Raw genomic sequence first — 14,809 nt, forward strand, 5'->3', positions numbered from 1 at the left:
GCAACGTCCGGCGGGTCGATCACCGCGGGGCACGCCCGCACCATCAGCCCTGTGCGGTACGGCTCGGCGATCGGGCCGAGCCGTACCGCGGTCCGGTTCAGCGTTCGGACTGCGCCCCCACACCGCTGACCATGCTGCGCACCTGCCGCGCCGCCACCGACAGCGTCGCCAGATCATGGGCCCCGGATTCGAACAGCTCCGACAGTGCCGCGCGGGCACGGCCGAGGCGGGACTGGTTCTTGGACTCCCAGTAGGCGATCTTCTCGTCGGCGGTCTCCTCGGGATCACCGGCGGAGAGCACGTCGAGGGTCAGCGACCGCAACGAGCTGTACATGTCGTCGCGCAGCGCCAACCGGGCCAGCGCATGCCAGCGGTCGCCACGTTCGAGGTGGGTGACGGCCTCGAGCAGCCAGTCGATCTTGAGGTGATCGTTGAGCGCGTAGTACAGCGCGCCCACCTCGTCACCGTCACGATCGGTGATGTCGGCGATATCGAGCACGTCGAGCAGTGGGAACTGGTTCAGCAGCGCGAAGACCTCCGTGGCCAGATCCGTCGGCGCGCCCTGGGCGATCAGTTCCGAGGCGTGATCGGTGACGGTTGCGACATGGTGCACGCGCAACCAGCCCGGCACCTTCGGCGCCAACTCCCGCACGCCTCGGCTGTACCGATTGATCTCCGCGCCGACCGCGATCGGCTGGGGGCGGTTGCTCAACAGCCAGCGCGAGGCTCGGTCCAGGGTGCGTTTGGTCTCGAATTCCAATGCGTCGCGCACCGACGTGGAGGTGTCGGACTCACGAATCCTTGCCCACATGGTGTGCAGGTCGAAGATCGAGCCCGCCGCAGCGAAGGCACGCACCGCGTCGGAGGCGCTGGCGCCGATCTCCTCGTTGAGCCGATGGGCGTAGGTGATCCCGCCGTAGTCGACCATCTCGTTGACGATCATCGTGGTAACGATCTCCCGGCGCAGCCGGTGCTTCTTGATGGCCGCGCCGAAACGGGTCCGAATCGCGGAGGGGAAGTAGTCCGGCAACCGGCTGGCGAAGTACGACATGTCCGGCAATTCGGAGTCGAGCAGATCGGTCTTGAGCGAAAGTTTCACGTGCGCCATCAGATTGGCCAGCTCCGGTGAGGTCAGGCCGGTACCCTCCTCGTGCCGCCGCTTGATCGCGGCGTCGGACGGCAGCGCCTCCAGCTCGCGGTCGAGGCCGCGCCGCTGTTCCAGATCCTCGATGACACGCTGGCTGACATTGAGCATGCGCGGCGCCTCGTACCGGGAGATGCCCATGAGGAAGTTCTGGGACACGTTGTCGCGCAACACCATCCGCGCGACCTCGTCGGTCATGGAAGCCAGCAGCGGATTGCGCTCGGGTTCGGGCAGCAGACCACTGCTGACCACACCGTCGAGGAGCACCTTGATATTGACCTCGTGGTCGGAGCAGTCCACACCGGCCGAATTGTCGAGCGCGTCGGTATTCATCTTGCCGCCGTGACGGCAGAACTCGATACGGCCGAGCGCGGTGGCGCCCAGGTTGCCGCCCTCACCGATCACCTTGACCCGCAACTGGTTTCCGTCCACACGGACCGGGTCGTTGGACTTGTCGCCGACCTCCGCGTTGGTCTCGGTCGACGCCTTGATATAGGTGCCGATACCGCCGTTCCACAGCAGACCCACCGGCGCGAGCAGGATGGCGCGCACCAGTTCCGGGGGCGACAGGGAGGTGACGTCGTCGGCCAGTCCGAGCGCCGCCCGCGCCTGCGCGCTGATCGGCACCGACTTCACCGTGCGATCCCAGACGCCGCCGCCCTCGCTGATCAGCGAGGTATCGTAATCGGCCCAGGACGAGCGGGGCAGGGCGAACATGCGCTGCCGTTCGACGAAGGAGCTCGCCGCATCCGGATTCGGGTCCAGGAAGATGTGCCGGTGGTCGAAGGCGGCGACCAGGCGGATGTGTTCGGAGAGCAGCATGCCGTTGCCGAAGACATCACCGCTCATGTCGCCGATGCCGACGACGGTGAAATCCTGGCTCTGGGTGTCGACGTTCATCTCGGCGAAGTGACGTTTGACGCTCTCCCACGCACCCTTGGCCGTGATACCCATCGCCTTGTGGTCGTATCCCGCCGAACCGCCGGAAGCGAAGGCGTCGCCCAGCCAGAAGCCGTAGCGCTTCGCGACCTCGTTGGCGGTGTCGGAGAAGGTGGCCGTGCCCTTGTCGGCGGCGACGACCAGATAGGTGTCGTCGCCGTCGCGGCGCACCACGCGGGCGGGCGGCAGCACCGCGCCGGTGACCCGGTCGACATTGTCGGTGAGATCGAGCAGACCCGAGATGAAGGTGCGATAGCAGGCCACGCCCTCGGCGCCGAGCGCCTGCCGGTCGGCTACCGGGTCACCGGTAGCCGCGGGCGGCTGTTTCACCACGAAACCGCCTTTGGCGCCGACCGGAACGATGACCGCGTTCTTGACCGCCTGCGCCTTGACCAGGCCGAGGATTTCGGTGCGGAAATCCTCAAGGCGATCCGACCAGCGCAGTCCGCCACGAGCGACGGCGCCGAACCGCAGGTGCACGCCCTCCACCCGGGGCGAGTATACGAATATCTCGAATTGCGGCCGGGGCCTGGGCAATTCGACGATCTCGCGAGGTTCGACCTTGATCGAGATGTGCTCGCGCGACACGCCCTCGGGGTCGGTGACGTAGTAGTTGGTGCGCAGGGTGGCCTTGATCAGGCCGAGTATGGCGCGCAGGATGCGGTCGGCATCCAGACTCACCACCTCATCGATACGAGCGCGCACATGGGATTCCAGATCCTCGGCGTGCTCGGCCGAGGAGGTGTCGGGATCGAACCGGGCGGTGAACAATTCGACGAACAGCCGGGCCGCGTCCGGGTAGGTGAGCAGTACGCGAGAGATATTGGCCTGGCTGTACGGGAAATCGGCCTGCTGAAGGTATTTCGCGTAGGTACGCAGGATCGACACCGCCCGCCACGACAACCGCGCCCGCAGCACCAGTTCGTTGAGTCCGTCGGCCTCGGCGTGCCCGTACCACATGGCCTCGAATGCCTCGGTGAAGCGCTCGCGCAGACCGCGGACCTCCGCCTCGAGCGTATCCGCGCGGGCCGAGGATTCGAGCAGTTCGGCGTCGAGGTCCCGGTCCAGGGAACTGCGCAGCAATTCCGGGCGCGCGAGCACGCCGAAGTCGTAGATCCATTGTTCGACGGCCGGTTCACCCGGCGAATCCAGCAGGATGCGGTACGGCCGCTCGTCGACGACCTCGACGCCGAGACTCTGCAATACCGGCAGCACCTGGCTCAGTGAGATTCCGGTGCCGCCGATGAAGAGACTGAACCGCCAGGAACCGGGCGCCGCTCCCGGTCTGCGGTATAGGTGCTGCACGATCGAACCCTCGGACAGCCGCTCGAGGCGGGCGATGTCGCCGAGCGCGCGCGCGGGTTCGAAATCCTGCTTGTAGCCCTCGGGAAACGCCTCGGCATAGCGGCGCACCGCCGCCGGATCGACGACCGGCGCGAGGTTGTGCTGATCGTTGAGGTGGTCGTCCCAGGTAGTGCTCGCCTCGGCGAGCAGGCGTTGGATACGCAGCCGGTTGGGTTCGGAGGTGTCGGCGGGAGCGGGTGTCTCACGCGGGCCGCGCAGATCGGCATCGGGCAGCCGCACCGTGAAATAGACGCTGGCGAGCTCACTCTCGCTGACCCTCGCCGAATAATCGATGGAGACGCCGCCGAGTTCGCGAACCAGGATGTCCTGCATCTCGAGTCGCACCCGAGTGGTGTAGCGGTCACGCGGCAGATACACGAGGCAGGCCACGAAGCGGCCGTAGCGGTCGGCGCGCATGAACAGCTTGACCTGTCTGCGCAGGCCCACATTGAGTACCGCCGTCGCGGTGCGGCGCATGGTCTCGGCATCGGAGGAGAACAGTTCGGTCCGCGGGAAGGACTGGATGACCTCGAGCATCGCCTGGCCGGAGAACGAGTCGAGATCGAAACCGCTCTGTTCGATGGCCGCACGCACCCGGCGGGCGATCACCGGGATGTCGAGGACGTTCTCGTGCACGGCGGTGACGGTGAACACGCCGATGAACAGGTGGTCGCCGACGACCGCGCCGGATTCGTCGAAGTCGGCGACACCGATGAAGTACGGATACACCGAACGGTGCACCGTCGCCGGTACCAGGCCCTGGGTGAGCATGAGCAGCGGACGTTTACCGTCGTGGATGGGCACCCGGAAGTCCGTGCCGACATCGGGGCGCAACACGCCGAGGCAGGTGCCGGGCAGCGCGTTGCAGACGGTCTGCCCGGTGTCGTCGTCGAGTCGGTAGCGCGCGTAGCCGAGTACGGTGAAGTTGCCGCTGGCGAGCCAGCGCAGCAGATTCGCGGTGTCCTCGAGATCGGCGGCGGAGAACGGCGCGCCACCCGATTCGGCGGCCCGATCGAGCTGGTCGGCGAGGGTGCTCTGCACCGACTTCATGGCGACGGTATCGCTGTTGACCTGGCGGACGTCGGTGACGACGACGGGCATCGCCTGTTCGATCCGATCGAGGAGTTGGTCGGTGGTGGAGGGGTGTAGTTGCAGATGCATCCACGATTCACGCGTGCCCATCTCGCCGTTGCCGTCCACTTCGTGCGGCGCGGCCCGCACGAGCCGCGCCTCCTCGTCGCGTTCGACCTCGAAGATCGGGTGGATGATCTCGCTGATGCCGACCCCCATGCGGGTCAGCGACGAGGTCACAGATTCCACCAGCAACGCCATGTCGTCGGTGACGAGTTGAACGGCGGCGCCGAGTCCGGAACCGTCGTCCGGGTGATACACCCGGACGAGTGCCCGTCCACTCGGACGCGCCATCGCCAATTCCAGGTGTCGCCGAAAGATCTGGGTGATCCCGGTGATCGCGCAGTCCACATCGCCCGCGTCGACGTGGCGGAAATACGCCTCCTCGAGCGTCGCGAGATCGCCGCGCAGTGACTGCGGCAGTCCCGCGGCCCACGCCGCGCTGGACAATTCGGACGAGACCGTCATTTTTCGCCAACTCCCTCGGATTCGGTTCCGTAACAAAGCGACGCCGGTCCGAGGGTAGCTGCGCGTCGGAAACCAAGGGGTGAAATCCCTTTGAATGCCAGGGTGTTCACCACGATTTCGGAGTTCGCCACAGAGTAGCCAAGTCCACGCGCTCGACCCAGCATCCTTCGGATCCGACAACTGTCATGACGGCGAGTCGGAAGTGGGAACCACCCACTGCCCGGACCGCGCCTGCGCATGCACGTAACCCACCCTATCCAGTACCCACGGGTAGTGGAGGATGTCCGCGTAACCCTGCCGCGGCGAGTCCGATGCACCCCCTCGGCCGCACATCACATCGGTGGTGCGTGGCCGGTCGGCCCGGGGCGTCGCACGCGCGACGCCCCGGCCTCCGACGATCAGTCGCGCGTCAGCTTTCGATGCGTAACCCGGTGCGGGCGCGCCGCTTCCGGGCCGAGACGGTCGATCTTGTTCGCCTCGTACGCCTCGAAGTTGCCCTCGAACCAGAACCATTTGGCCTCGTTGTCCACATCGCCTTCCCACGCGAGAATGTGGGTGCAGGTGCGGTCGAGGAACCAGCGGTCGTGGGAGATGACCACAGCGCAGCCGGGGAACTGCTCGAGCGCGTTCTCCAGCGAACCGAGCGTCTCGACGTCGAGGTCGTTGGTCGGCTCATCGAGCAGGATCAGATTACCGCCCTGCTTGAGGGTGAGCGCGAGGTTGAGGCGGTTGCGCTCACCGCCGGACAGCACGCCCGCCGGCTTCTGCTGATCCGGGCCCTTGAAGCCGAAGGCGCTGACGTAGGCGCGCGAGGGCATCTCCTGATTTCCGACCTCGATGAAATCGAGCCCGTCGGAGACGACCTGCCAGACGTTCTTCTTCGGGTCGATTCCCGCGCGGTTCTGGTCGACGTAGCTGAGCTTGACCGTCTCACCGACCTTGACCTCGCCGCTGTCGGGCTGTTCGAGGCCGACGATGGTCTTGAACAGCGTGGTCTTACCGACACCGTTCGGGCCGATCACGCCGACGATGCCATTGCGCGGGAGGGTGAACGACAGGTCCTTGATGAGCTGACGATCGCCGAAGCCCTTGTCCAGATGCGAGACCTCGACGACCACGCTGCCCAGACGGGGACCCGCCGGGATCTGTATCTCCTCGAAGTCCAACTTGCGGTGCTTCTCGGCCTCGGCCGCCATCTCCTCGTACCGACCCAGACGCGCCTTGTTCTTGGCCTGACGCGCCTTGGCGCCCGAGCGCACCCAGGCGAGTTCTTCCTTGAGTCGCTTCTGGAGTTTCTGGTCCTTCTTACCCTGCACCTCGAGCCGCTCGGCCTTCTTCTCCAGGTAGGTGGAGTAGTTGCCCTCGTAGGGGTAGGCCCGGCCACGGTCGAGTTCGAGAATCCAGCCCGCGACGTTGTCCAGGAAGTACCGGTCGTGGGTGACCGCGAGGACCGCGCCCTGATACTGCGCCAAATGCTGTTCCAGCCAGTTCACCGACTCGGCGTCGAGGTGGTTGGTCGGCTCGTCGAGCAGTAGCAGATCGGGTTTGCTCAGCAGCAGCTTGCACAGTGCGACCCGTCGGCGCTCACCACCGGAGAGCTTGGTGACCGGCTCGTCCGGCGGCGGGCAGCGCAAGGCGTCCATGGCCTGCTCGAGCTGGGAGTCGATATCCCAGGCATCGGCGTGGTCGAGATCCTCCTGGAGCTTGCCCATCTCCTCCATGAGCTCATCGGAGTAGTCCGTGGCCATCAATTCGGCGATCTCGTTGAAGCGATCCAGCTTCACCTTGATCTCGCCGAGGCCCTCCTCGACATTGCCGCGGACCGTCTTCTCCTCGTTGAGCGGCGGCTCCTGCTGGAGGATGCCGACCGTGGCGCCCGGCGCCAGGAAGGCGTCACCGTTGTTCGGCTGGTCCAATCCGGCCATGATCCTCAGCACGGTGGATTTACCCGCGCCGTTCGGGCCGACAACACCGATCTTGGCGCCGGGAAGGAAGTTCAAGGTGACATCGTCGAGCACGACCTTGTCGCCGTGCGCCTTGCGAACCTTCTTCATTTGGTAGATGAACTCAGCCATACACAGAAGCCTATCGGTCTGGGGAACGGTGGACTCGGGCAGCGCCACCCACCGCGCCGGGGTCGATTCGGGCCGGGCGCCTGAGTGCCGCCGGGCGATATCCGCGCTGTTCACGGTGCTTGTTTCCCGTGATTCAGGCGTCCACCGGCTCCGGTTCGGCGCTCCGGGTAGATGCGGAAGGCACGGTCGCTGCGGTCTCCCCCAGGCCACGTCCGACGCGTGCACCGTGTTCAGCGCTCGATCCGTCACAAGTATTCCGTATGACGCCGCCCGCCTCGGCGGCGGTCTCCGATGACCGGATCACCCGCGCGGTGCACCGAGTGAGATCAGGACCGACGGCACTGGCCCGCATCTCCAGGTCGCGGCGCTCGACGCCGTCCCTGGTGCGGTACTCGTGCGAACGCAACTGCCCGTAGACCACGATCGGATCGCCGCGCCGGATGGACGCCTCGACCCCGTCCACCAGGCGCCGCCAGCAGGTGACCGTGAGGAACAACGTCCCGTTGTCGACCCATTGCCCGCTGGCCTGGTCGAACCGGCGCGAATTGCTCGCCATGCGGAAGGTCAGCACCTGCTCGCCCGAATTGAGCTCCCGCTTGGTCGGATGGGTGACCACGGTGCCGATCACTGTCGCCATTGCTTCGTACATGATTGCGCCCCTTCACATCCGCACCGGCGCCCGCGGCGCCGGTGCTGTCCGCCCCTGTTCGCGAGGTCCTTCCAGCCTGACCTGTCCGGCGCCCGAGCGGGGGCCGGGCGCGCGGAATGTGCACAACCTCCCGCATGTGGACAGCGCCCGCTTCGATCACCGGCTCAGGGCGCGGCGACCTCGGTGTTCGCACTGCACAGCACCACCACCGGACGCTCCCCCGGCGGCGGGACGTACACGCCACTGTGGATCGCGGCCAGCGCCGTCGCCCCGGTGGGCTCGACGACGATACGGAATTCCCGCCACAGATAGTCGCGCGCGCTGACGACCGCGTCATCGCTGACCAGCAGCGAGCGCACACCGTGATGACGCGCGATACCGAGGCTCACCGCGCCGATCCGATCGGCCGTGAGCGCATCGGCGCTCGGCAGCGCGACGGGACGGTCGACGCCGAGCGCGGTGTGCAGCGCGGGCAGTCCCGCCGGCTCCACCCCGATGACCTGTCGCCGGCGTCCGAGCGCCGCCGCGACACCCGCGACCAGCCCACCGCCACCCACCGCGATCAGCACCGGCGGCCTGCCGCGCACCTGATCCTCGAGTTCGAGCCCAACCACGCCCACGCCCGCGACGACCGCGGGAAGATCCTCGGCGTGCAGTTGCGTCGACCCGCGCTCGGCCGCGAAATCACCGGCGTATCGGTACGCCTCGGCATAGGTCGCGCCGTGCCAGAGCACCTCCGCACCGTGCGACCACATGGCGGCCACCTTGTGATGTGGCGCCGACTCCGGCACCACGACCGTGCACGCGATACCGAGCTGTGCGGTCGACACGGCCGCGGCGATCCCGGCATTCCCGCCGGAGGCGATGACGACGCGCTCGGTCACCACCGCAGACCCGAGCAGCGTGTTGTAGCTGCCCCGGACCTTGTAGGTGCCACCGTGCTGGAGGTATTCGAGTTTCAGCGTCACCGGCACCGGGCCGTTCGGCCCGACGACGGAGGTATGGAAGACCGGTGTCTTGCGGATGCGGCCTGCCAGCCGTTTGCGCGCGGCCCGTACGTCCGTACGCGACACCCGTGCGCTCGCCTCCGGTTCGACCGGATCCGAGTCGACCGCACCACGTTCGTTCACCACGTGTGCCCGCTCGCTCACGACGATTCCGCGCGGCGGGAGCCGCATCCGATGCCGTGGTCGGCGCCGGTGCCTGGTTCAGATACAGCCAAATTTCCGCTCACTCACGATCGACGATCCGCCGACATCTCGGGTCTCGGTTCCATCGTGCCCGAGGACGACCCGATCCGCTCAACACCCGTCGACCCGAATTCCTCCGCTTGCGGTTTGCCCGCAATTCACTTGCGCACCTCGCGATCTCGTTTCGCCAGTTCGGCGAACATGGCGTTGTGCGCGGCGAGGTCGGCGTCATTGTCGCGGTCGGCGGCGCGATCGGTGCGCTTGGCCAGCCGGGCGTCGCTGCGAGACCACTGGATGAGTAAAGCGAGCATCACCACGACCAAGGGCACCTCGCCGCTTGCCCAGGCGAAGCTGCCCCCGGTGCGCTGATCCCCGAGCAGATCGGAGTTCCAGCCGAGTCCGAGTCCACGGAAGAACCAACCGCCCATCACGGTCGTCATGCTCATCAACGCGATGCCGAAGAATGCGTGGAAGGGCAGCGAGCCGAAGACCATCGCCAGTTTGGTGAGCGGCTGCACCGGGCGCGGTTTCGGGTCGATGCCGATGACCACCCAGTAGAAGAGGTATCCGCTGAGCAGGAAGTGGATGTTCATCAGCAGGTGCGCGGCGTGCGAATCCACGAACGAGTCGTAGATGCCGCCCATGTACAGCGCGTAGAACCCGCCGACGAAGATGATCGACGCGACCAGCGGATGGGTCAGGAAGCGCGAGACTGGATTGTGCACCGCGGCCAGTATCCATTCGCGAGGTCCGGGCGCCGCGCCGCGTCCGGCGGGTGGCAGTGCGCGCAGTGCCAGGGTCACCGCGCCGCCGAGGGCGAACAGGATCGGCGCGAGCATGGACAGCGCCATGTGCTGGCCCATGTGCACGCTGAATACCGCGGGCGAGTACCGACCGATCCCGGAGGATGTCGCCAGCAGCAGTACCGCGCATCCTGAGAGCCAGGCCAGAGTGCGACCGAGCGGCCAGGCATCGCCGCGGGCGCGCAGCCGCCACACCCCGAGCAGGTAGAGTGCCGCGGCGACGATGGCAAGGGTGCCGAAGATCAGATCGAAACGCCAGTCGAACAGCAGGCGAGCCGCCGTCGGTGGTCCGGCGAGGTCGTATCCGAGTTCGACCGCGGCGGGTGTCGGCACCGAGCGCGGCGCGGGCGGCGGGGTGCGCCCGAGGCCGACCGCGAGGCCCATGGTCGCGGCGAAGACGAGTGCCTCGACCCCGCCGAAGCGAATGAGCGCGCCGCGGTCGCGCGGGTCGGCGGCCAGGGCGGGTAGTGCCGCGCGGCGCTGGAGATAACCGATGACGCCGAGCACGATCAGCGCGGCGGCCTTCGCCAGGACCAGCCGGCCGTAGGTCGTGACGAACAGATCGTCGAGGGGCACACGCACCCAGGAGTTGATCACGCCGCTGACGCCGATGACCGCGAAGGCGACGGTCGCGGTGAACGAGAACCGCCGGGCGGCGAGTCCGGTGTGCGCGCCGCCGCGGATCGCGTAGGCCAGCAGCGCGAACAGTCCGCCCACCCAGACCGCGGCCGCGACCAGATGCAGGATGAGGCTGTTGGTGGCGATGTCGTGGGAGCCGCCCGCGGAGGAATGTCCGGTGAGCGCCAGCGGCATCATGGTGATGATCGACGCGCCGAAGAGCACCGGCGTCCAGCGCCAGCGCAGGGCGAGACGACATCCGATCGCGACGATCAGCGCGAAGACCACGGTGGTCCGCCACGCCTCGGCGAGTTCGACCTGGCCGATCGCCCGCCATAACCGCTCGGGTCGCCAGATCTGACCGACCGGCTGCCCGGTCGTGTCCGATATCGTCAGCGGTACCAGAACTGCCGCGCAACACGCCCAGGTCAGGGCGAAATACGACGCGCGCCGCACCGCGCGGTAGCCGCCGACGTCGAGGAGTCCACTCCGCTGCGGCGGCACCAGGAAGGCCGCGAAAAGCAACGCGCCGACGGTCAGGGCCGCGGACAGATCGGCGAGTGCCCGCAGCGCGGGCAGACCGTAGGTGGTGAGCGGACCCGGATCGGGAATCCCGAGCAGACTCAGCGCCTGCGCCGCCGACAATCCGACCACCAGGGCCGCTACCACCGCGGCGATCGCCCCGGCGAGGGCCGTCAGCGCGGCGTGACTACCCGCGGGACCCGGCCGGGCCGCATCAGATGCGACGGTTTCGGCGGGCGGGTCCTGCGACGACATACGACCCAGCGTAGTTGCCGCGATATGGCGTGGCCCGTTCGGCCTCGCGGCGCTACTGTGTCTATCAGCCGACCGTCACGGTCGGCCCGCCCCACTCCAACCGAGGTACCGAAACGTTGCTGACGCATAGAACCTAACTACCTGGACGGTCGCTATACTTGCCCGTGCTGGACAGCATGGCCGTTGTCGGCCAAGGTGGAACGCGTTGCCTCCGTAGCTCAGTTGGATAGAGCAAGGGCCTTCTAATCCCTAGGTCGCAGGTTCGATTCCTGCCGGGGGCGCATCCGAACATGGCAGCATCACCGTCGCGCGTTGAACGGCGTGGCGGTGTCGTGTCGCGTTGTGCCGGTGACGCGGTAGGTCACGCGGTGCCGGGTTTTGTCGTACCGAACCTCCAGTCGCAACGCTTCGAACGTAGTTCGAACGAGGTGATCGGGCCACTGCTTCACGGTTGTGTACCCAATCGGCAACGATTCAATCAGGGAGTGGTTCGGTGCCGACGGCTCCTCGGCTTCCAGTTTCATCGATCGGTCCCGTGACCGGATCTGCCGACGGCACGGTTCGCCGCGGCGGGTGTCGATGTCGCCGGGCGGGCGCTCCCGCCATGCGAGCGGACGGACGCATCGTCGAAGGCCACCCCCGCACCGAACACCCTCGGCCACAACGTCACCCGAGGGCAATGTCCGCAACGCCGAGCCGCCCGGATACCCGAGTCACCGGGCGGAACACTCCCGTCCGGAAAGACGCTCGCGCGCGCCGACTGCCGAAGCAGCGAGAGGCCGACGTCGGCGACCACGCCAGTTTCCCGGTCGGACCGTGTTTCATACCGGAAGTCGGATTTCGGACTGGTGGATCGCGGCAAAATTCCCAATCTGGGCCGATTCTCACCCGAGGCGAAACGAATACACCTACAGTGCGATGTCGCGGCTGTAGCAAATTTTCAGCATCGCCCAATGGTGGGCAGTGCGCCGCACTGCCGAGCGGGCCATGACGCGCCGACGCGGTGTGTTGATTTCGGCCACACATGAGTTGAACTGGCTTTTGGCGACCACCCGATTGCGCTGATCTCGCTCGATCGGACCGGCGCGGTGCACTGAACAGCGAACCCGTCAGATTTTGCGATGTGGAGCCAACGATGACAGTTACCATTCAGCGAATTGACGCCAGCGAGGTCACAACCGATTTCGAGACTCCGCGCCGGCGTCACCTGGGCGAACTGCTCACCGCCACCGCGGCCGGAGACCGGATCGCCTTCACCGAGTTCTATCGCGCCACCAATCGACGGGTATTCGGTCTCGCGGTCCGCATCGCGCGAAGCCCGACGATGGCCGAGGAGATCACCCAGGAGGTGTTCCTCCAGGCATGGAGCAATGCCGACCGCTACGACGGCAACCAGTCGGCCCCGATGACCTGGCTGATGATGCTCACCCACCGGCGCGCGGTGGATCTGGTCCGGGCCGAACAGGCCAGCTCCGACCGGGACTCCGCGTACGGGACCGCCGATTTCCAGCCGGGGCACGACATGGTCACCGAACAGGTCGACACCCGTTTCGACCACCAGTCGGTGCGCGATCATCTGCGCAGGCTGACCGCGCTCGAACGTGAGTCGATCGCGCTCGCCTTCTACGGCGACCGCACCTATCGCGAGGTGGCCGAGCTGCTGGGCATACCGTTGCCGACGGTCAAGAGCCGCATCCGCTGCGGCCTCAAACATCTGGAGTACCGACTACGCGGCGACCTCGACTGGTCCAACCAGTTGACCAATTGACCTCCAGGGTCGCACACTGACCGCATGGAATTCACCGCGGTCGGTCGAACCGCCGTCTCCGATGTCGTCTTCGGCCAGCTCGTCGACGCCATCCTGACCGGGCGGATCGCACCGGAACAGACGCTGCCCGGTGAACGGGAACTGGCCGAGACCTTCCAGGTGAACCGGCACGCGGTGCGCGAAGCGGTCAAGCGACTGCAACAGAGCGGACTCGTACGGGTCAGCCAGGGCGGCAGGACCCGGGTACTGGAATGGCGTACCAGCGCGGGGCTGGACATCCTGTCCGCGCTGGCCCGATCGGGCGCGGTACCCGCACAGCGAATCCTGCACGACATCGCGGTCATGCGGCGCTCCATCGCCGCCGACGCCGCGCGGCTGTGCGCGCGGCACGCCGACGACGCACAGCGCGCGGCGGTCTCGGCCGCGGCGCGGGACTACCCGGACGCCACCGAGGACTTCGACACCGTCGTCGCGGGCGATATCGCGTTCTGGGTGGCCATCCTCGACGGCTCGGGCAACCTCGCCTACCGGCTCGGGCTCAACACCCTGGTCGCGGGCTATGTGGGGATCGGCATGCGGCGCGTCGCCGAGCTGGGGCTCGGCAAGGAGTACGTCGACCCGGACGCGCACCGACGGCTGGCGAGCGCCATCGCCGACGGCGCGGCCGACACCGCCTACGAACTGGCATACGCGCTGCTGAGCGGCCTGGTCGAGGCACAGGCAGAAGCGAGATCGTGACGACATGTTCGACCTGATCGCCCACGCCATCCCCGTATTCGTGCTCTGCCTGGCGCTGGAGGCCGTGTCCTTCCGCTTGCGCCCCGACGAGGACCAACGCGGCTACCAGTTCCGCGACGCGCGCACGAGCGTGCTCATGGGACTGGGCAGCGTGGTGGTCAACCTCGGCTGGAAACTGGTGGTGGTCGCGGTGTACGCGGGCGCTTACCTGATCACCCCGCTGCATCTGCCGACCGGCAATCCGCTGACCTGGGTCGCGCTCTTCTTCGCCGACGAGATCGCCTACTACTGGTATCACCGCACCCATCACACCGTGCGGGTGCTGTGGGCCAGCCATGTCGTGCACCATTCGAGCGAGTTCTACAACCTGTCCACCGCGCTGCGACAACCGTGGACGCCGTTCAGTTCGCTGCCCTACTGGCTGCCATTGGCCCTGGTCGGCTTCCCGCCGTGGATGATCCTGCTGCAACAGTCGGTCAGCCTGGTGTACCAGTTCTTCATCCACACCGAGCGGGTCGGAAAGCTCTGGCGGCCCATCGAATTCGTGTTCAACACGCCCGCACACCACCGCGTGCACCACGGGGCCAACGAGCGGTATCTCGACACCAACTACGGCGGCATCCTGATCATCTGGGATCGGCTGTTCGGCACCTTCCGCCCCGAGACCGAACCCGTGCGCTACGGACTGACGAAGAACATCGCCACCTACAACCCGCTCCGGGTCGCCACCCACGAGTTCGGCGCGATCTGGGCGGATCTGCGGGCCGCGCCGACCTGGCGGGTGCGCGCTGGTCATCTACTGCGCGGACCCGGCTGGACCCCGCTCGACGGGGCCGCCCGCTGACCGGCTCAGCCGCGCGCCCGCCTGCGGGTGAGCAAGCCGACGGCCCAGCCGATCAGGAACATCGTCAGCAGGATCAGCCACATCGGGGCGGTGATGTTGATCAGCAGGATCTCGATCGAGACCTGCGCGCGATTCTCGAGGACGAACACCACCGCCAGCACGGTAAGACCGAGCGCCAGCCATCGGGTCGGGGAGATCCGCGCCAGCACGGAGCGCTTCTTCGTCTCGGTCATATCCACTCCCGTCGGTGCGGTTGCGCGTTCATCGTGGGTCACCGTGCGAGGATGGGCATCACCCGCGGCGGGTGATCCGCCGTTCGAC

The 14,809-nt window shown here is 67.0% G+C and carries 10 protein-coding genes and 1 tRNA gene; 4 read left to right on the forward strand and 7 right to left on the reverse strand.

Going from position 1 to position 14,809, the window contains the following annotated elements; genetic code table 11:
- Positions 1-97 precede the first annotated feature (97 nt).
- From APZ21_RS13320 to APZ21_RS13340, 5 genes are all read right to left on the reverse strand, one after another.
- The gene (locus tag APZ21_RS13320) at positions 98-5,026 is read right to left on the reverse strand and encodes an NAD-glutamate dehydrogenase (protein WP_054813574.1); all 4,929 of its coding nucleotides are present in this window, start codon (positions 5,024-5,026) and stop codon (positions 98-100) included.
- Between the two features lie 398 nt (positions 5,027-5,424).
- On the reverse strand, positions 5,425-7,101 hold the full coding sequence (gene ettA / locus APZ21_RS13325) for an energy-dependent translational throttle protein EttA (protein ID WP_054813654.1): 1,677 nt from the start codon (positions 7,099-7,101) through the stop codon (positions 5,425-5,427).
- Positions 7,102-7,234: 133 nt separating this feature from the next.
- A complete protein-coding gene (locus APZ21_RS13330) occupies positions 7,235-7,750 on the reverse strand; it encodes a single-stranded DNA-binding protein (RefSeq protein WP_082393062.1) in 516 nt (171 codons plus the stop codon).
- A gap of 164 nt (positions 7,751-7,914) precedes the next feature.
- On the reverse strand, positions 7,915-8,901 hold the full coding sequence (locus APZ21_RS13335; protein ID WP_239476610.1) for a serine/threonine dehydratase: 987 nt from the start codon (positions 8,899-8,901) through the stop codon (positions 7,915-7,917).
- A 197-nt stretch (positions 8,902-9,098) separates the two neighbouring features.
- Positions 9,099-11,138, reverse strand: a complete 2,040-nt coding sequence (locus APZ21_RS13340; protein WP_054813575.1) for a bifunctional copper resistance protein CopD/cytochrome c oxidase assembly protein — start codon at positions 11,136-11,138, stop codon at positions 9,099-9,101.
- Between the two features lie 207 nt (positions 11,139-11,345).
- Between APZ21_RS13340 and APZ21_RS13345 the strand changes: the two genes are divergently transcribed.
- Positions 11,346-11,419, forward strand: a tRNA-Arg gene (locus APZ21_RS13345).
- Positions 11,420-11,437: 18 nt separating this feature from the next.
- On the opposite strand, the gene APZ21_RS13350 is transcribed toward APZ21_RS13345, so the two are convergent.
- Complete coding sequence (locus APZ21_RS13350) at positions 11,438-11,662, reverse strand: hypothetical protein (protein WP_054813576.1); 225 nt, start codon at positions 11,660-11,662, stop codon at positions 11,438-11,440.
- Between the two features lie 611 nt (positions 11,663-12,273).
- On the opposite strand from APZ21_RS13350, the gene APZ21_RS13360 reads away from it, so the two are divergent.
- Genes APZ21_RS13360 through APZ21_RS13370 form a run of 3 tightly spaced genes read left to right on the forward strand, consistent with a single transcriptional unit; the run spans position 12,274 to position 14,488 of the window.
- Entirely contained in the window at positions 12,274-12,906 is a 633-nt protein-coding gene (locus APZ21_RS13360) for a sigma-70 family RNA polymerase sigma factor (RefSeq protein WP_054813578.1), read from the forward strand.
- Positions 12,907-12,930: 24 nt separating this feature from the next.
- Positions 12,931-13,644 (forward strand): FadR/GntR family transcriptional regulator, encoded by a 714-nt coding sequence (locus APZ21_RS13365; RefSeq protein WP_054813579.1) that lies wholly within the window; start codon positions 12,931-12,933, stop codon positions 13,642-13,644.
- A gap of 4 nt (positions 13,645-13,648) precedes the next feature.
- Complete coding sequence (locus APZ21_RS13370; RefSeq protein WP_054813580.1) at positions 13,649-14,488, forward strand: sterol desaturase family protein; 840 nt, start codon at positions 13,649-13,651, stop codon at positions 14,486-14,488.
- A 5-nt stretch (positions 14,489-14,493) separates the two neighbouring features.
- Here the strand turns inward: APZ21_RS13370 and APZ21_RS13375 are convergent, their stop codons facing one another.
- Positions 14,494-14,721: a hypothetical protein gene (locus APZ21_RS13375; protein WP_054813581.1), complete on the reverse strand. Its 228-nt coding sequence runs from the start codon at positions 14,719-14,721 to the stop codon at positions 14,494-14,496.
- Between the last annotated feature and the right edge of the window lie 88 nt (positions 14,722-14,809).

Source organism: Nocardia arizonensis (genome assembly GCF_001310275.1).
Taxonomy (GTDB): Bacteria; Actinomycetota; Actinomycetes; order Mycobacteriales; family Mycobacteriaceae; genus Nocardia; species Nocardia arizonensis.

Excerpts from the sequence above, each read along its gene's own strand:
- APZ21_RS13320 (WP_054813574.1), bottom strand. The coding sequence starts at position 5,026 with ATGACGGTCTCGTCCGAATTGTCCAGCGCGGCGTGGGCCGCGGGACTG.
- ettA (WP_054813654.1), bottom strand. The coding sequence starts at position 7,101 with ATGGCTGAGTTCATCTACCAAATGAAGAAGGTTCGCAAGGCGCACGGC.
- APZ21_RS13330 (WP_082393062.1), bottom strand. The coding sequence starts at position 7,750 with ATGTACGAAGCAATGGCGACAGTGATCGGCACCGTGGTCACCCATCCG.
- APZ21_RS13340 (WP_054813575.1), bottom strand. The coding sequence starts at position 11,138 with ATGTCGTCGCAGGACCCGCCCGCCGAAACCGTCGCATCTGATGCGGCC.
- APZ21_RS13350 (WP_054813576.1), bottom strand. The coding sequence starts at position 11,662 with ATGAAACTGGAAGCCGAGGAGCCGTCGGCACCGAACCACTCCCTGATT.
- APZ21_RS13360 (WP_054813578.1), top strand. The coding sequence starts at position 12,274 with ATGACAGTTACCATTCAGCGAATTGACGCCAGCGAGGTCACAACCGAT.
- APZ21_RS13365 (WP_054813579.1), top strand. The coding sequence starts at position 12,931 with ATGGAATTCACCGCGGTCGGTCGAACCGCCGTCTCCGATGTCGTCTTC.
- APZ21_RS13370 (WP_054813580.1), top strand. The coding sequence starts at position 13,649 with ATGTTCGACCTGATCGCCCACGCCATCCCCGTATTCGTGCTCTGCCTG.
- APZ21_RS13375 (WP_054813581.1), bottom strand. The coding sequence starts at position 14,721 with ATGACCGAGACGAAGAAGCGCTCCGTGCTGGCGCGGATCTCCCCGACC.